Annotated in this window: 19 protein-coding genes; 8 read left to right on the top strand and 11 right to left on the bottom strand. The window is 62.9% G+C overall.

Annotation, left to right across the window (positions count from 1 at the left end):
* Positions 1–195: 195 nt before the first annotated feature.
* Positions 196–1,416, top strand: coding sequence for an MFS transporter (locus AC07UX_RS18305; RefSeq protein WP_495193408.1), 1,221 nt, complete (start codon positions 196–198; stop codon positions 1,414–1,416).
* Between the two features lie 169 nt (positions 1,417–1,585).
* Positions 1,586–1,801, top strand: a complete 216-nt coding sequence (locus tag AC07UX_RS18300; protein ID WP_495193407.1) for a hypothetical protein — start codon at positions 1,586–1,588, stop codon at positions 1,799–1,801.
* 55 nt (positions 1,802–1,856) lie between these two features.
* Here AC07UX_RS18300 and AC07UX_RS18295 read toward each other — a convergent pair whose 3' ends face one another.
* Complete coding sequence (locus tag AC07UX_RS18295; RefSeq protein ID WP_495193406.1) at positions 1,857–1,991, bottom strand: LacI family DNA-binding transcriptional regulator; 135 nt, start codon at positions 1,989–1,991, stop codon at positions 1,857–1,859.
* 116 nt (positions 1,992–2,107) lie between these two features.
* On the bottom strand, positions 2,108–3,490 hold the full coding sequence (locus AC07UX_RS18290) for an amidohydrolase family protein (protein WP_495193405.1): 1,383 nt from the start codon (positions 3,488–3,490) through the stop codon (positions 2,108–2,110).
* A 186-nt stretch (positions 3,491–3,676) separates the two neighbouring features.
* Between AC07UX_RS18290 and AC07UX_RS18285 the strand changes: the two genes are divergently transcribed.
* The 4 genes from AC07UX_RS18285 (at position 3,677) to AC07UX_RS18270 (ending at position 7,503) form a co-directional block, all read left to right on the top strand.
* Positions 3,677–5,182, top strand: a complete 1,506-nt coding sequence (locus AC07UX_RS18285) for a S10 family peptidase (RefSeq protein ID WP_495193404.1) — start codon at positions 3,677–3,679, stop codon at positions 5,180–5,182.
* A gap of 43 nt (positions 5,183–5,225) precedes the next feature.
* Entirely contained in the window at positions 5,226–5,384 is a 159-nt protein-coding gene (locus AC07UX_RS18280) for a type II toxin-antitoxin system RelE/ParE family toxin (RefSeq protein WP_495193403.1), read from the top strand.
* A gap of 197 nt (positions 5,385–5,581) precedes the next feature.
* Complete coding sequence (locus AC07UX_RS18275; RefSeq protein ID WP_495193402.1) at positions 5,582–6,943, top strand: amidohydrolase; 1,362 nt, start codon at positions 5,582–5,584, stop codon at positions 6,941–6,943.
* 170 nt (positions 6,944–7,113) lie between these two features.
* Entirely contained in the window at positions 7,114–7,503 is a 390-nt protein-coding gene (locus AC07UX_RS18270) for a hypothetical protein (RefSeq protein WP_495193401.1), read from the top strand.
* A 10-nt stretch (positions 7,504–7,513) separates the two neighbouring features.
* Here the strand turns inward: AC07UX_RS18270 and bdcA are convergent, their stop codons facing one another.
* Positions 7,514–8,227: an SDR family oxidoreductase gene (gene bdcA, locus AC07UX_RS18265; protein ID WP_495193400.1), complete on the bottom strand. Its 714-nt coding sequence runs from the start codon at positions 8,225–8,227 to the stop codon at positions 7,514–7,516.
* 72 nt (positions 8,228–8,299) lie between these two features.
* Here bdcA and AC07UX_RS18260 point away from each other — a divergent pair, with 72 nt between their 5' ends.
* Positions 8,300–8,887: a TetR/AcrR family transcriptional regulator gene (locus AC07UX_RS18260; protein WP_495193399.1), complete on the top strand. Its 588-nt coding sequence runs from the start codon at positions 8,300–8,302 to the stop codon at positions 8,885–8,887.
* Here the strand turns inward: AC07UX_RS18260 and AC07UX_RS18255 are convergent.
* The 8 genes from AC07UX_RS18255 to AC07UX_RS18220 form a co-directional block, all read right to left on the bottom strand.
* Positions 8,884–9,687: a YncE family protein gene (locus AC07UX_RS18255; RefSeq protein WP_495193398.1), complete on the bottom strand. Its 804-nt coding sequence runs from the start codon at positions 9,685–9,687 to the stop codon at positions 8,884–8,886. The two genes, AC07UX_RS18260 and AC07UX_RS18255, sit on opposite strands and share 4 nt — an antisense overlap.
* 78 nt (positions 9,688–9,765) lie before the next feature.
* Positions 9,766–10,902: a TonB-dependent receptor domain-containing protein gene (locus AC07UX_RS18250; protein ID WP_495193397.1), complete on the bottom strand. Its 1,137-nt coding sequence runs from the start codon at positions 10,900–10,902 to the stop codon at positions 9,766–9,768.
* A complete protein-coding gene (locus AC07UX_RS18245) occupies positions 10,902–11,996 on the bottom strand; it encodes an endonuclease/exonuclease/phosphatase family protein (protein ID WP_495193396.1) in 1,095 nt (364 codons plus the stop codon). Before AC07UX_RS18245 ends, AC07UX_RS18250 begins: the two co-directional genes overlap by 1 nt.
* 118 nt (positions 11,997–12,114) lie before the next feature.
* Positions 12,115–13,104, bottom strand: coding sequence for a nucleotidyltransferase domain-containing protein (locus tag AC07UX_RS18240; RefSeq protein WP_495193395.1), 990 nt, complete (start codon positions 13,102–13,104; stop codon positions 12,115–12,117).
* Entirely contained in the window at positions 13,101–13,964 is an 864-nt protein-coding gene (locus tag AC07UX_RS18235) for an HprK-related kinase A (protein WP_495193394.1), read from the bottom strand. Before AC07UX_RS18235 ends, AC07UX_RS18240 begins: the two co-directional genes overlap by 4 nt.
* Positions 13,961–14,242 carry an HPr-rel-A system PqqD family peptide chaperone gene (locus tag AC07UX_RS18230; protein ID WP_495193393.1) on the bottom strand — a complete coding sequence of 94 codons (282 nt, stop codon included), beginning with the start codon at positions 14,240–14,242 and terminating at the stop codon, positions 13,961–13,963. Before AC07UX_RS18230 ends, AC07UX_RS18235 begins: the two co-directional genes overlap by 4 nt.
* 88 nt (positions 14,243–14,330) lie before the next feature.
* Complete coding sequence (locus AC07UX_RS18225; protein ID WP_495193392.1) at positions 14,331–15,452, bottom strand: glycosyltransferase; 1,122 nt, start codon at positions 15,450–15,452, stop codon at positions 14,331–14,333.
* Between the two features lie 139 nt (positions 15,453–15,591).
* On the bottom strand, positions 15,592–16,044 hold the full coding sequence (locus AC07UX_RS18220) for a hypothetical protein (protein ID WP_495193391.1): 453 nt from the start codon (positions 16,042–16,044) through the stop codon (positions 15,592–15,594).
* A gap of 99 nt (positions 16,045–16,143) precedes the next feature.
* Here AC07UX_RS18220 and AC07UX_RS18215 point away from each other — a divergent pair, with 99 nt between their 5' ends.
* Entirely contained in the window at positions 16,144–17,430 is a 1,287-nt protein-coding gene (locus tag AC07UX_RS18215; protein WP_495193390.1) for an ATP-binding protein, read from the top strand.
* The last annotated feature ends 43 nt before the right edge of the window (positions 17,431–17,473 follow it).

Raw genomic sequence — 17,473 nt, 5'->3', positions numbered from 1 at the left:
CGGTTCCTGCACAATGTCGCTGAAATATGATGATTTCCCGTCCTGATCCGATACCGAATACCGAATTTCAAGAAAACGATTTCTCTTGTTTGCGAACCGGAGACTGGCTACCCAGAGGCGGTCAAGAAGGAGCAGGCGCCACACGCGCCGCATGACCGGATGCCGACCGGGACCAGAGGATGAAGTAAGGGGCGGATGATGATCAAATCCCGACTGTCGATAATGATGTTCGCCCAATATTTCGCGTGGGGCGTCTGGCTGGTCCCATTGGGCAGCTATATGAGCAAGGGCCTGCGGTTCGATGACATCATCGGCACGACCTTCGGACTGATCGGCATCGCGACCATCCTTTCCACCCTCTTTGTGGGGATGATCGCGGATCGATATTTCGCGGCGCAAAAGGTGATGGCCCTCCTTTGCCTGGGCGCTGGCGCCGCATTGCTGTGGGTGTCGACCATAACCCAATCGCAGACGACCTTCCTTTTCGGCTGCATGCTTCATTTCCTCTTCTACAGCTCGACCATCCCCCTGGCGACATCCATCGCGCTGCATGGCGTGAAGGACGGCACGCGCGAATTTCCGGCGATCAGGGTGTGGGGCACTGTCGGCTGGATCGTGGGCGGGCTTCTGATCGGTCTTATCCCCGGGGCGGCTGAAACCGCCATGCCGATGCAGATATCTGCAATCGTCTATATCCTGCTTGGCCTTTACGCCTTTACCCTGCCCGATGTGCCGCCCCGCGCACGCCGGGTGTCGCTCAATGTCGCTGGCCTTTTCGGGCTGGATATCGTGCCCAATCATCGCGATCGCGCTTTCTGGGTCTTCATCGTCGCGATGTTCGTTATGATGCTGCCAAAATCCTTTTACGATGCCTATGCCAACAGCTTCTTTGTCGAAAAAGATCTGGCCATAACCCTTTTCGGCACACGACTGGAGGCGACGGCGATCCAGACTGCCGGGCAGATGTTCGAAACCCTGTTCCTGATCTCCCTGCCCTTCCTGTTGGTGCGCATGGGCATCAAGTGGGTGCTGGTCCTGGGCATGTCGGCCTGGGCGGTACGTTTCATCGCTTTCGGATGGGGTTATGAAGGCGCCCAGGCCATCATGCCGCTCCTTCTGTTCGGGATCATCATCCACGGCATTTGCTATGACTTCGTCTTCGTTTCGAGCCAGATTTATATCGATCGCAAGTTCGCGCCCGAACAACGATCACGCGCGCAGGCATTTCTGGCCCTGGTCACACAAGGTATCGGAACGGTGGTCGGCTCCAATATCGCCGGCGCTGTGTATCTCGCCCATACGGCATCACCGACCGATCATGACTGGCGCGCCATATGGCTGATGCCCGCCATCGTCAGCCTGGTGGCTGCCATACTCATCATTCTGGCATTCCGCGAAAGGATAGGATCGAGATAGGGGGCCAGATCGATGTCGTCGCAACCCCACCTCCGATATATCGTCCGGGTATGTCAGCCTTGCCGAATAAATGGCATGTACAACGCCGATCACCAGTTCATCGCTAAACCAGAATATGGCGCTGGCAGAGGCTTTAGCGAGCAGTTGCGTGGCTTCCCGGAAGCCGGTCTTGACCGAGAACGACCCGCCGCGCACGACCGGTTCGGGAAATCAGGCGGCGCCCGCGATACGCTGCACGCCGGTCAGGCGATCGCGACAGACCGGACTGTCCAATGGTCTGCTGATGATCCATGCCATCGGCGCCGGTCGCGACATTGTCGATATGCACGCTCGGCACCTTCAGGGCGGGATTGCGATCATGGATTGGAAATGTCCAGGACCGTGATGAGAATTTTGAATGATCGTCGCGTCCGAAGCAATCTTGCCGCAGGATTGGGTTCTTAGCTCAGTTGGGCGACCGCAGCCTGAACGCGCAAGCGCATGGCCTCGTTCACATTATGTGGGCGGGAGAGCGTACGCGATACGGTTGCGGTCGATACCTGCGCCAGCCGTGCAACGTCCAAAATCGTCGTCATGGCTCAGCCATCGGCCTCGACAGATTTCATCTGGCCCGTGGTGCGCGCCGCCAGGGCACAAAGCAACCTTGTTCCAAGCCAGACGACATAAGCGGACGCCTTCCGGCGCAGGGACGTTATATCTGCGCCGCCGCGCGCAATTGCGCCAGACGTTCGGTGGCACGATCATCCAGTGTCGCGCGGTCGAACCCGCGCACCTGTCCATCGGCTTTCCGCACTTCGCCGTCGATCATCACCAATTGCACGTCGGCGGGCCGCGCAGCCCGGACGATGGCGGTGACGGGATCGCTGGCGCCGCGCATATTGATCGACCGGCTGTCCACCATGATGAGGTCAGCACGCTTCCCGACGGCGAGCGTCCCCACATACTTGTCCAAGCCCAACGCCCGCGCTCCATCGCGCGTCGCCCATTGCAGGATGGTTCGGTCGTCAATGGCCTGCTGCTTTTCCGTAGCCCCGGCAGCAAGATCTGCCGTCATGCGCAAAATAGCGAACATGTCGACCTGTCCCGCCAGCACGACATTGTCGGCCGACAGCCCCATGGACAGGCCAGCCTGCGCCATCGCCGCAATAGGCGGGATGCCATAGCCGACCGCCAGTTCGGTCCATGGGCTGATCGACAGGGGTGCGCCTGCGCGTGCCAGCAGCGCCATCTGTGCAACCGTTGCATGGGTGGCGTGGACCATCATCGTGTCCGGGCCGAGCATGCCCTGCGCCGCCAGTCTGTCGATGCCACCCGTTGCCGCCGCCTTGCGATCCGACGCGATATGCGTACTCAGCGGCAAGCCGAGCCGGCGGCATGCGGTCCATTCCTGTTGCCAGACCGCGTCTTCGGATCGATCCGGCCCGCGCAGGCATGTGCCGATCCCTACAAGACCCCGATCGCCGCGCCGTGCCATGGCCGCCAGATGGTCAAGGTCCATCGTCTTGCCCGGCGGCAGCGCCTGTGGATAGCCATAGGCAAAGCGTCCCCGCATGCCGCTATCCATCTGTGCCGCCCATTCGGCCTCTGCATGGCTGGGGCTGATGATATTATGCGCCCAGTTGTGGATGCTCGTGATGCCGCTGTCGATCGCCTGCGCGGCGGCCAGACTGACCCCCAGCGCATTATCCTGTGGCGTGAACAGGCCGGACACAGCCTTCATGGTCGGCGCAAACCCACCTTTGTCACTGTGCGACAACCCGCGCAACATGCTGTTCCACATATGGAAATGCGTATCCACAAAGCCGGGAAGCAGGATATGACCACTACCGTCGATAGTGGCGGCGCCGGATGGAACCGCGATTGCCCGGCCTATCTGCCGGATCATGCCATCCTCGATCAGCAGGTCGCTCGACGGTTTCGCCGAAGCCCCCGGTTCCATCGTCAGGATGGTGGCATTGCGGATGACGGTGGCGGCAGGCGCGCGCGGCAGCGCAAAAACGCGGTTCGGAACGGCCATCGCCGCAGCAAGGCCGGCGCCCGTAGCGCCTGCAAGGAATGTCCGGCGACTGGTCATGGGTTTCTCTCAATCAGTATGGCGATCATGTTGCAACGCAGCAGAGCGGCGAAGGTTCGACCCTCCACATTGGGCGGGACAAGGTTGGCCATGGTGTGAACGCGCCGTGACTTTGGTAGCCGCGTTCCCTCTTCCCACGGCTCCGTCCGTCCGCTAGCCAGACGAGCGTAAAACAAGGGGACAATCATGCGCTTCACCTCCAGCCTCGCCGCCCTGGCACTGGCCCTGTCTTCAACCGCTGCCATCGCAATGGACGACGGCAAGAGGGACGATGCCGCAGAAATCCCCGTTCCCGCGCCCAATGTCTCGATCACCCGGCATAAGGGCGTCTTCGGCGGCAAGGCGATCAGCTACACCGCAACCACTGGCGAAACCTATCTCAAGGACAAGGATGGCAAGCCGCTCGCGGCCATCTATGCCACCTCTTATGTCAAGGATAGCGGCGACAAGAAGCGCCCGATCACCTTCCTCTATAATGGGGGTCCGGGATCAGGATCGCTCTGGCTGCACATGGGCGCCTTCGGTCCCAAGCGAGTAGTGCTACCCGACGCCCAAGATGATGGCGCGCCACCCTATCCGGTGGTGGACAACCCTGAATCGCTGCTCGACGTCACCGACCTGGTGTTCATCGATCCGGTCGGCACCGGCTTTTCCCATGCCCTCGGCAAGAAAGACCCCAAGGATTATTGGGGCGTATCAGCGGACGCAAAATCGATCGCCGAATTTATTCGCCTTTGGCTGAACGACAATGGTCGTTGGTCGTCGCCCAAATATATAGGCGGCGAAAGCTATGGCACGACCCGGTCGGTGGCGCTGATCAACGAACTGGAAGGCAGCTATAATGATGTCGGGGTCAACGGCATCATCTTGATCTCTACCATCCTGGATTTCGGTGCGACGGCAGAGGTTCAGGGCAATGAAATGCCCTATATCCTCAACCTGCCGTCGATGGCGACGACCGCCTGGTATCACAAGCGCATGGGCAATCCGCCCGCGACCGTGGCGGAAGCTGCACAGCAGGCCCGCGCCTTCGCCATCGGCCCCTATGCCGCGGCACTGCTCAAGGGCAATGGCCTGCCCGCCGAGGAACGCGCCAGCGTGCGCGCCGAACTGGCACGGTTGACCGGCCTGTCGGAAGCCTTTGTCGACCATGCCGAACTGCGCATTTCGCCTGGCCGTTTCTACAAGGAATTGCTGCGCGACAGGGGCATGAGCATCGGCCGTCTCGACACCCGCTATACCGGCAAGGATTATGACGCGGCGGGCGAGGAGCCGGACAATGATCCCAGCTTCTACGCCATCGACGGCGCCTATACCGCCGCGATGAACAGCTATGCCCGCGACGATCTGGGCTACAGGACGGATCGCTCCTATGTGACGATCGGCGGGGTCAGCGGATGGGACTGGAAACTCGACGGCAAAAGCGGCCGGGCGAGCGAAGTCTATGGCAGCGTCGCGCCCTATCTGGGCAAAGCGCTGCGGGAAAATAGCGGGCTCAAAGTCTTCGTCGGCCAGGGCTGGTATGATTTCGCCACGCCCTTCTTCGGCGCGGAATATGCGATGAGCCGGACCGGCTTCGATGCCTCCCGCATCCAATATCATTATTATGACGCCGGCCATATGATGTATGTCCGCCCCGACGACCTGCGCAAGCTGAGCGCGGATATCCGGGCGTTCATAACTGCGCGTTAGAATAGTTGATAACCGCCCTGTGATCGGCGCTGGAGGATAGCATATGATCAGCGCCGATCCGAAAGCGATTGCCGATCATATCGCGATGGATAATTCCGTCCGCGCGCTGGGCTTCATCGTCGAACTGCGTACCAAATGCCTGGACCTGGCTGACTATCCAAGGGCTTCCCCGTCGTCGAGCGTTACCCCCATCTGGACATAAGACGGCGAGTCTATGTCCAATATCTGCTTTTCTACCGGGTCGAAGCGCGTCGAATTGTCGTGCTGCATATCCTGCACGGCGCCAGCGACTATCTGAACCGCCTCTGCCTCGATTGCGCAACGCCATAGCCGCAACAATCCCCCTTCCCCGCTCAAAAAATCCCCTTATGCTCCTGCCCAGCAAGGGAGATTTTGAACATGCGCCACGCGCTCACGGCCGTTCTGGCCGCCACCAGCTTTTCGTCCATCGCCATCGCCCAGACGCCAACCGCTCCGGTGCCCGCGACGCCCACCTTGCCCGCTCAGAGCGAGATCGGCGCGGCCGTGGCGAAGGATATGGACGGGCTGATGACGCTTTATCGCGACCTGCACGCCAATCCCGAATTGTCGTTGCAGGAAGTGAATACCGCCGCGAAACTCGCCAAGCGGTTGAAGGCGCTGAAATATGATGTGACCGAAAAGGTCGGCGGCACCGGCGTCGTGGCGGTGATGAAGAACGGGTCCGGCCCTGTACTGCTGATCCGCGCGGACATGGACGGCCTGCCCGTTGTCGAGCAGACCGGCCTGGAATTCGCGTCCAAGGTGCGGACCAAGACGCCCGAAGGCGTGGAGACGGGCGTGATGCACGCCTGCGGCCATGACACGCACATGACCGCTTTCATCGAAACGGCCAAGCTGCTCGCCGGTGCGAAGGACAAGTGGAAGGGCACGCTGGTCATGATCCTGCAACCCGCCGAGGAAGTGGGCAAGGGCGCGCGCAACATGCTGGAGGACGGGCTTTATACCCGCTTTCCCAAGCCGACCCATGCCATCGCCTTCCACGACGCGGCCAATATCGCCGCCGGTCAGATTGGCTATACGCCGGGCTATGCCCTGGCCAATGTGGACAGCGTCGACATATTGGTCAAGGGCCTGGGCGGCCATGGCGCCTATCCGCAGACGACACGCGACCCGATCGTGCTGGCCTCGCGCATCGTCACTTCGCTCCAGACGCTTATCAGCCGGGAACAGGACCCGCAGGACCCCGCCGTCGTCACCGTCGGCAGTTTCCAGGCTGGCGCCAAGCACAATATCATCCCTGACGAGGCGAAGCTGCTGCTGACCGTCCGCAGCTATTCGGACGAGACGCGCGCCAAGCTGATCGAGGGGATCAAGCGGATCAGCCGGGGCGAAGCGATCGCAGCAGGCGTGCCGGACGACCGGATGCCCGTGGTGAGCGTGAAAGACGAATTCACCCCCTCCACTTACAATCCGCCTGAATTTGCCGAGCAAATGGCGGGCGTGCTGAAAGGACATTTCCCCGACGGTCGCGTCATCAAGACGGCGGCGGTGATGGGTGGCGAGGATTTCAGCCGCTTCTATCGCGCGGACAAGAGCATCAACAGCTTCATCTTCTGGGTCGGCGGGGTGCCGGCGGACAAGATGGCGGCTGCCGCATCGGGTCAGACCAGCCTGCCCTCGCTCCACAGTCCTTTCTGGGCACCGCAAGCGGACAAGGTGATTGCAACCGCCAGCGAGGCGATGACCGTTCTGGCGCTCAACATATTGAAGAAGGACTGAAAATGGTAATGGAGCGGTGCCATTCCTTGTGCATCGCTCCGCATCGTCCCGGAAGCTAGAACAGCATTTGTCATGAGCGAGATGCGCATTTTTATGCCATGATTCAACAAAGCCATTTGTCGTAATGGCTTGATTTAGGTTAGGTTCGCTGTGCTTCCACAAGGTGCCTTATGATCGCATGCGAACTGGACGATCCTGACGGAATCATTTTCGTCCACGCGACCGGCCTCTGGTCGATCGCCGATGTCGATCGCCATTACACCCATCTTGGGTTGATTATCGCAGACAGGCGACGCAACGGCCTGCCAATCCGCATCCTGTCGGACGTGACGGAGGCTCAACGCCAGGCACGCGATACCGAAGCCCGCATCCTGGAGCATATGGAAACGACCTATCAGCCGACCGACCGCGTCGCCATACTGGTCGCCGACATCGCGGACAAAATGTATGTTCGCGCGCGCTTGGGCAAGGCTATCGTCGGCGTCTTTTCATCGCAACTGCCGGCTGAAATGTGGTTGATGTCCGACGACCTACAGCCGCCGGGCATCGCCGCCGCCTGACGTCGAGGGTTCAGGCGCCGAAGCCACCGTCGATCGTGTGCATCGCCCCGGTGATGATGCCGGCTTCCGGCCCGGCCAAATAAGCGGTCAGACCGGCAATCTCTTCGCCGGTGGCATGACGACGGATCGCCATGAAATCGTGCATCATTCCGGCCATCGGGCCATCCGACGGGTTCATGTCTGTATCGGTCGGGCCTGGCTGCACGATATTGACGGTGATGCCGCGCGGACCGAAGTCACGGGCCAGGCCGCGGGCCAGCCCCTGCAACGCCGACTTGGTAAGCGCATAGGCCGCGCCGCCGGCGAAGGGCATGCGATCGCCATTGACCGATCCGATGACGATGATGCGGCCGCCTTCCGGCATCTGGCGCGCGGCTTCCACAGCCGCGTGATAGGGTGCACGGACATTGATGTCGATCATCCGGTCGATCGCGTCCGCATCCTGCTCCAGTGCATCGCCCAATATGCCGACACCGGCATTGATGACGAGGATGTCGAGCGCGCCCTGCCGGGCGACCGTTGCGATAGTGGCATCGCGGTCCGATGCGTCTGATCGCACCGCGGTCGCGCCGGTTTCCGTCGCAAGCGCCTGTGCCGCATCATGTGATCCGGCATAGGTGAAGGTGACGGCGGCGCCATCCTTGGCGAAGCGGCGGACGATGGCGGCACCGATGCCACGGCTCCCGCCGATGACGAGGGTTTTCTTTCCAGTGAAGTCGGTCATGATCCCGTTCCTTGAGAAATGATTAGTGATCGCTATATAAATAGACAAAAGGTCGCTTCAAGGATTTTTGTAGTGAGTGATAAAATAAAAACCAGAGGACGCGGGCGCCCGCGTGCCTTCGATCGGGACACGGCATTGGACCGGGCGCAAACGCTGTTCCACGCCCATGGTTATGAAGGCGTCGGCGTCGCCGCGCTGGCTGACGCCATGGGCATCAACCCGCCCAGCCTCTACGCCGCGTTCGGCAGCAAGGCGGCGCTATATGAGGAAGTATTGGATCGCTACTCCCGCGCCTCTCCCCTGACCGACCCGCTCTCCGATCCCGACGTCGCGCCAGCCAAAGCCTTGCTCAACATGCTTCACAAGGCGGCTTGCCTCTATTCGACCGATCCGGCAGCGCCAGGATGCTTGGTGCTGGAGGGGGAGCGCAGTACAGACCCCGACGCGGCCTGCCGCGCGCGCGGTTTCAAGGAAACCAGTGTCGAACATCTGCGCGCCTTCATCGCCCACACCCACCCCGACAAGGCGGACGTCGTGGCGGACTATGTGGCGGCGGTGATGTCCGGCCTGTCCGCCGATGCGCGCGCAGGCCATTCGACCGAACGGCTGGCCGCCGTCGCCGACATGGCGGGGCTGGCGATCGCGGCGATGCTGGCCTAGCCAGCGATATCGCTGGCGACCAGCGTCGTCTGTTTGCGATCGACCGACCAGATGCGGCCTGGCACTTCCGGGTCCCAGTCGATCGCCTGCCCCGGCGATGCTATGCCGATAGTGCGTTTCCATTCCATCACAGATCCGGCGGTCGGCAGCGCCAGTTCGTACATTTCGGGCCGGTCATGGCCAGTCACATAAAGCCGGCCATCCCTGCTCCAGCTGGCGCCCGAACAGCTGAACGGCGCGAAGCGGGCCAGCACCTGCTGGGGGAAGGTCCAGGCCGCCTCCTGCCGAAACAGCTCGTCCATCCGCACGAGCAGGGTGTAGCGATAGTCGCGGTTCGGCTCCCCGCCCTTGCCCGCATAATTGGCATAGACCGCCCACCATTTGCCGGCATGACGATCCAGGACGGTCAGCGAACCGGGGCCGAAACCCAGGCTGATGGTGCGCAAATGGCGGAGCGTCCTCGTATCGAAAATCTCGATCGCGCTGGTCTGCGGCACGGCGGGATAATTGGAGGCAGCGCAGACCAGTTCGCGGCCAGCCACGGTGCAACTGTTCATATGCGGAAAGAGGCGCCGTTCGCCCTGCCATTGCGCAATGCGCCGGCCCGTGGCGATGACATATTTACCGATCCGATCGTTATCGATCGCATAGACATGGACGCCGTCCGACGCGACGCCCTGATGCGCTTCAGGCGCGGGCAGGCGCAGGATAACCGGCGACGGCATTGGGGACGGCGCCTCGGCATCCTGCGCGTGCGCCACACCGGCGATCGCCAATGCGGCCAGAACCACCGCCTTCATTCCGTGCCGCATCGCCCGCTCCCATCAGAGAAGTCCCGCCGATAGGCAGGCAATGCTACAGAAATAGGACGATCTTGTTTACCAGCGAAGCGCCGCGCTGAGCATCAAGGCGCGCGCCTGATCGACAGCACGTATGGGTGCGGATAGAGGCTCGTCCGCCAGCCTGCCGCTCATCAGCCGATCAGGATCGGTGAGTTGCAGGCCAATACGCGGCGCGCGGGGATCGGCGGGCTGATAGTCTATCCCCCCTTCCACCCTCAGCCGGCCCGCACCTTGCCCCCAGGCAGACCCGCTGGTGCGCGCGGCCCGCATGGCGCAGCGCCACGCGCCACGGCGCCATTCACCCTGGACCGCCAGCCGCTCTTCCGTCAGCGCTCCGCCTTGATCCGGGTCGATCCGCGCCCGATCATAGCGCACCATGACCCCCAGCCCCGGCGACAGGCTATGCCGTGCTTCCAGCGCCAGGCCGTAAAGTCGTGCAGAACCAAGATTATGCGGGAGATAGCCCCGTTCCACGAAGGCCAACCTGTCCCGCACCAGCCCCTGATAGGCGGCGACATCCAGCCGCAGCGCCGCTGCGGGCGTCCAGTGCAGGCCAATGCGGGTGCGGCTGTCCCGTTCAGGTCGCAGCGCGTTACGCAGCGCGCGATAGGATGGCTGGTCCAACCCCATGGCGCCGATCGTACCAATATCGGCAAAGCCCTGCACCGTTTCGCGATAATCTGCGGTCAGCTTCAGGCGCGGCGTTGCGGCGAAGGCCAGGTACGCGGACGGCACGAAGTCGTCGCGCACGCGCAGGTCGTCGCGGCTGTAGGGCGATGTCGCATTGGCCGCCTTGTTACTGAACTTTGCGGCCTGCCAACCCACGGTTGCCGACAGGCGATCGTCGATGTGCGGCAGGTCCATCCGCACATCGACCAGCCGGACGCTGCTGCGCGGTTGATAATCGGCGCGCGGGGCCATGAGCGCGGCGACGCGCTGGCGCCGGCGTTGTAGAGTCAGATGCAGATCGGCCTGCTGAGCCGGCAACGGCATCAGTTCGATTGCGTAGATACGGGCGGGCCGCTGCGCGACGGGCAGCGAAGGCGCAGGCCGGATCGAGAAATTGACGCGGGGACGCAGGGCAAAGCCGCTATTGTCGGGCCAGAAGGGTTCCGCCATGGCCGGACCGGACACCATGTTGGCGGCGAGAAGAAGGGGCAGGATGCGACGCATCAGCGTGCCCCCGCGTCGGCAAAACGCAAAGGCCGCGGCCGGCGCAGGTCATAGCCGATCGCATAGCCGACATGGTCAGACAGGCGCCGGTCGGCCGGGCCGCCAAAGGCTATCTGTGCCGCCGCCACCTTCATCGGTGCGCCATCGGCGTTGCGGGCAAAGATCCAATCCTTGGATCGCAGAACCGCTTCGTTCAGATCGTGCCGATCGGCCGGATCGGTCAGCAACGCCTGGACCTTGGCCTGACGGCTGCCCCCTAATGAGGCCGCCACGAAATCCAGACCGGTGCGTCGCCAATGAGCGAAGAACGCACGGATGCGTTGCCTGTCGCCGCCGATATTGAGGTCACCGCCCAGCAGCAGATTTCGATCACGCGGCACATGATGTGCCACGAAGCCGGCAAGGAGCCCCGCCTGCCGATCGAAGGCCCGAAGCGAACGGGCGATCGACACCCCGGCTGCCTTGCGCGCGTTGAGGTGCGTATTCACCACCGCGACCGGTCGGTCGATGCCCGGCACGCGCAGATGGGCAATCATCGCGCCCTTGTTGGCCAGACAATCGAAACCGGCACAGGCGAAGGCGGGATAGGCCATGCGATGCACGGCCACGATCGGATAGTCGGACAGGATGATGAGGCCACTGTTCAACCGCTTGCCCAGCGTCTCTCCACGGTCCCAGCGCGCGGCGCGCAGATAGCCAAGATCGGCGGCGGACGCGACGATGGTGCTGCGCATGTCCATATCCGGCCCGCCCGCGACATGGGCATAGCCCGCGCGGCGGGCGAACGCGATCGGGTCGGCGACGAACCCTTCCTGGATCAGAACGATATGGGGTTGGCGCCGCTGCGCCCGAAGCCCCGCCAGCCGGTCCGCAATCCGTCCAAGCGCCTCGTCCCGGCCGAAGGCGACCGGCCAGGGCAGACCCATGACATTATAGGTCAGAATAGAGAGCGGCAGGTCCCTCACCATCGATGACGGCGGAGACATAGGCAGATCGCCTATATAGCCCTCATTGGGCGAACTGACGCTGGGCGAGCTGGCGGCCAGCAAGGCCGTCAGGCTCGCAAACAATAAGGCGCGCGCTGGCTTGAACATGATACAGACCCCTGATGGGGGCCTTAGCGCGCCTGTGGGTCATGCCCATGTCCGCGCGATGGCAGCGCGGTTAAAGTTGCAAGTCAGCGCTCGTCATTGCGCCGACGCACGGCTGTCATCATTGGGGGCGATGCCCCTTGCGCCATTTGGTCCACAAGTGGCGCACCAGCATCGCTGGTGGCATCCGCAACCAATGCGATCGGACATAGAAGGCGAAAACCAGCAGCTTGCGGCTTTCCTGGCCCCAGCCGTCCCGCGCCAGCAGCCGCGCCCTAACCAACCGGTCCCACGACGTCAGCTGCGCGCCGTCACCATAGAGCGCGCCCGCCAGGCGCCGCGCCTGCCGCACATGGGCGGCCAGGCCGTGGCGTGTGGCCCGCGCGTCCAAAGCGGCTGGATCGGCGTCGGGCAGCAGGCAATGGATATCCCACAAATTGCGCAAGCCACCCTGCATGTCGCCGTCGGCCAGCATATGGGCAACGGAATGAACGATCCGGTCCTCGGCCGACAGGATATATAATCCATTGGCTATCGGTATGGCGTCGGCGATCATCGCGGCGGCATCGGGCGTCTGGCGCGCGGTCAGGGGCAGGACGGTGTGATGCACGTCGATCATCCGATCCCGCTCGACATGGATCATCGGTGGCAGCTCGTGCATCCACTGCCGGTAATAGGCGTCGTCATAGGGGTCTTCCTTGACCCATTCCCACCCCGCCGCAATCAGCGCCCGCTCCACTGCCGGCATCGCGTCGCGCTGCACCAATATGTCGAGATCGCCGATGAAGCGCCCTTGTCCGGCGCGAATATCCGCCGCGACATAGGCCGTACCCTTCAGCAGCACCGACCTGACGTTCAGCCCGCGCATGGCGTGTGCTGCGCGGTCCGCTTCCCATAGCGCCTGCTGCGATTCCCGTGCCGTGTCGCGCTTCGCATCCTCCAGAATCGACCGTACCGGGGCCGGCACGTCCATCCCATCCAGCCGATGCGCGAGCGTCCCGATCAGCCGCTCGGCGCGGGCTGCCGCAAGCAGACGGTTCCACCCGTCCGCGTCCAGCCGCCCGACCTGCACGGGATCGCGCAGCATCTGAACCAGCAAGGTCGCGCTCATGCCAGCTCCTCCCAAAGTCGATCGACCATGGCGAAGGCCTCTTCGCTCGACGCAAAGTCGATCGCCCGTGCTGGCACCTGCCGCACGAAACGGGTGAGGCCTGCGAAGGCGGATTCGCCCATCGCGACATAATTGGTGGAGGCTTGGGTCAGGCGCATGAATATCTCGCCCTGCCCCAAAGTCCGCACACCCGCGGCATGGCCGAAGCGCGGGAAGAGCAGCAAGGCCGGCATCCCACCTTCATCCATGCGCGCAACGGCGTCGGCGCGCGGCACCATATGGCGGATATCGCCCTTGGCCGTGGCGGTAAGCAGCGGCCCCATCCGCGCTTCTCCCACCGCGCCCGTCACGACGTCGATCGCGCGATTCTTCAGGCTGACGAGACGCGGAAAGGGCAGGATCGCGCCGGTATCGCAATCGAGCAGCGCGAACTCATCGCCCATGAAGCGCCAGCCCCGTTCACCCAGCAGCGCCGACAGGGTCGATTTGCCCGACCCGGATTCACCGGTCATGACCAGCACGCGCCCGTCCTTCTCCACACTGGAGGCGTGGAGCAGAAGATGCCGTCGCCAGCCCAGCGCCATTTGCAAGTTCATCCCCATTTCGGCCGCCAGCAGGCCATGGGCCAGACTCATGGGCGCAGCATCGGCCAGGCCATGGTCGCCAGTGATGAAGACGGACGGGCGCACAAAGCGACGCAGCAGACTGGTCGGTTGGAGACGGACGGTGAAGTCGGCGATCGCACCCTGCACATCGGGATAGGCGGCGTAGAGGCGCGCCAGTTGTGCGACCGGCTGTCGCCATGCGGAACCGATACGGAAGGTCGCCGGGCCGATGCGCAGGGTGATATGATGCCTCATGCCAGGCGCACCAGTCCAAGTGCGACCAGCGCATCCAGATGCGCTGCGATTTCCGCTATCGCGTCTTCCTGCGGACCCAAGTCGAAATCGCGCGCCAGACGGTCATGCATCGCCTGCGCCGTTACCGGCGCGCCATCATCCATGCACTCCATGATCTCGGGCACGGGGCTGATGACCATGTGGGTCTGGCCGGAGCGGTGATGATATAAAAGGGTCAGATCGTCGAGGATGCAGGTCGCCACCGCATCCGCTGCATCCCGGCGATAGGCTGTCGTCACGTCCAAATCCGGCCCCTCGAACCACTGTCCAACTCGCTGTAGCGCGAAAGACGTAGCCAAGAGCCTAACGCATCAGGCCCCTAATGCATCAAGAAAGGGCTGGTGACGGGATCGGTCGGCGAACATGGCTGCCAGCCAGCCCTTCGAAGGCGCGCAAATAGCGGTCGAGCGCAAGATCGACGCCATGATCGCGGATCGCGCTGGCCCGCATCGTGGCCGGTGCCGGCCGGGTCATGCTACGTTGTATGGCGCGCGCAAAGGCACCGACATCGCCCACTGGCGTCACCGGATGCTGGCCACCGGCAGCGAGCAGCGGGCGGATGTTGGGCGTGCTGTCGGTTGCCACGACATCCGCACCGCAGGCCATCGCCTCGATCAGCGTGGCGCACAACCCCTCCCAGCGGGATGGCTGGAGCAGCAGGTCCGTTTGCCCCATCAGTGCTGCAAGACGATCGGGATCGCACACGAAGCCGGTGAATTCGACTCGATCCGCGATGCCCAGTGCGGTGCATTGACGCTCCAGATCGGCACGCAACGGACCCTGACCCGCAATGGTAAGGCGCCAGTCATGGTGGCGCAATTGCGCCAGAGCATTCAGCGCCATCGCTTGGTCCTTCTGCCCGGTCAGCCGCCCGACCATCAGCAGCCGCCAGGGATCGCCGGCCTGGCGCGGGGGGCGGCTCGCGCGGACCTCTTCCATCGCATGGGTGATGGTGGGGCGAGGCAGCAGCCGCGCATCACCGCTGCCGGCCAGCAACGCGCGATCATGCTCACCCATCACGATGGTCAGATCACTCAGTCGCGCGATGGCGCGGAAGCGCTTCAGGCGCATCCAGGCACCGGGCCCTTGCTGACCGGGACGCACGATCGGATTGGAAATGCGGCTGACGGCATGGGTGCTGGTGCCCAGAGCAGCGAGTGCAACCAGCATGTTGCTCTGGTTACCGGCAGAATAGAGGATGTCGGGGCGATGCCGCCGAACCATGGCGGTCAAAGCCGGGAATTGCGCGATCATCGACAAACGGCGCGTCCCGCCCATGGTGGGCACATGCCGGACGGTCAGCGCCGGGTCGATCAGATGCGCACAGGCGCCATCCATGCGGGCCAACCACAATTCGACTGGAATGCCCCTATGCAGCAAATGATTGGCCAGCAGGATGGCAACGCGGTCCAAACCGCCATCACCGGGCTGATACAGATAAACCGCCACCGAAAAATTACGCGCCGGAGGACGGCGGGACTGAAACATCGATATGCCCTCGACTAAGATCGAACCGTTGCAGGTTCGACGTCGTCAACGCGGGCAAACCGTATTCGTTCAGCTCAGTTCGAGGCGATCGGGCAACGGATCAGCGCGGCATCTGCAGCGAGGCGTAGCAGGTAAAGCCGCTCGTCCCCCGCTGAAGCCGGCGAATATAATTAAGATAGGCCTGGTTCTGTTCGTAGCCGGTGCCGGGAAGTCGCCCACCACGCAACGCCTGCTTCACCTGCTCACCTGTAAAGCTGCGGCCTGTTCCCGGATAGGCGCCTGGGGTGCCGGCCGGCACCAGCTGGCCATTGGGCGCGACAAAATTACCCGCGCGACTCTGATCGGGCACCGGGATGGTGCAGTTGAGTACCGAAGCGGCGGTATTCGCCAAGGCCGGGCGGATCGATACGATGGCGGACGCGGCCACAGCCCCCCCCATCAGCAATTGACGGCGTGTCGACACGGCCAACGGTTCCGGCAAGGATTGCGCATCGGACGCAACCGCTGCATCAGGCGCGTGCGTTTCATCCTGTTCGGGCTTCGGGTCGCTCATTGCGTCAAGATCCGTTCGTCCCGCTTGTCAAAGCGTAAAGATTGCAGACTAATGCTATAGCCATCGCAGCAATTGCGCGACAAATCCAGCGCGGTAACCATGAATCGACTGACAATATCCCAGATTACCGCCTCCCTCGCCATGCTGTTGCTTGGCACCGGAGGCGCGCTGTTGCTGGGTGCTTCGCCCATTACCATAGCCCTGCCGATATTGGCGGGAATCATCGTATTGCTCATCTGCGCCGAGGGGATTGTCGCGCGCGCTGCACCGGAACGTGCCGCGCTGGATGCGCCCGACCTGATCGGCCATCGCGATTTCGCCAGCTTGCTCGAAGGGATTTCCGATCCACTGATGCTGGTGGAGCGCGGCCGGATCGTGCAAGCCAATCGTGCGGCCCAGCGATTGCTGGGTAATCATATCGAGGGGGAGGATGCCCGCATCGCCATCCGCCACCCCGCTGCCGCGGAACGGCTGGCGAGCAGCGCGCCGATGGCTGAGCCGGTCATGATCGAGCTGGTGGGCCTGGGCAGCCGCGACCAGCGATGGCAGATGCGCGTCGCACCGATCGGGCAGGTGGCCGACATGCGCCGGCTGGTCCATCTGGTCGATCACAGTGGCACCCATGCGGCCGAGCGGATGCGCGTCGATTTCGTCGCCAATGCCAGCCATGAGCTGCGCACGCCGCTCGCCGGCATATTGGGCTTTATCGAGACGTTGGCCGACCCGGAAATGGGTAAGGACGTCGAAACGCGCCAACGCTTCCTCAAGATCATGGATGGCGAAGCGCGGCGGATGCAGCGACTGATCGATGATCTCATTTCGCTCAGCCGGATCGAGGCAGAAAAATATCGCGCGCCCGATTCATTAGTGGATATGGCGGAATTGGCGGCCGAGGTCGTTGGCGTCTTCCGATCCAGCCATGGCGATCGCGGGCGCGAAGTGGAAATGGATATTGCGCCGCAACTGCCTAGTGTGCAGGGCGACCGGGCGCAATTGTCCCAATTGCTGCACAATCTGATCGGCAACTCGGTCAAATATGGCCGTCCCGGCACACCGATCCGGGTGACCCTGAATGAAGGGCCAAGCAACATGACCCGACTGAGCGTCGCGGACGAAGGCGAAGGCATCGGCCCCGATCATCTGCCCCGCCTGACCGAGCGTTTTTACCGGGTTGATTCCGGGCGCAGCCGGGCCATGGGCGGTACGGGCCTGGGCCTGGCCATCGTCAAACACATCGTCGAACGGCATCGCGGGCGATTCGACATTGCCAGCACGCTGGGCAAGGGCACGACGATCACCGTGCTGCTACCCCCACCGGTCGAGGAAGCACCCGCAAAAAATGATGAAAAGAGACGGCCATCTGCGCTTTCTGGCACCATGTCATAAAAAAGAAACCTGACTGTCACAAAGGCGCGATTGTCCGCGGCTA

The organism is Sphingobium sp. GW821-FHT02B05, from assembly GCF_059421905.1.
This window is presented reverse-complemented; position numbering and strand designations above follow the sequence as displayed.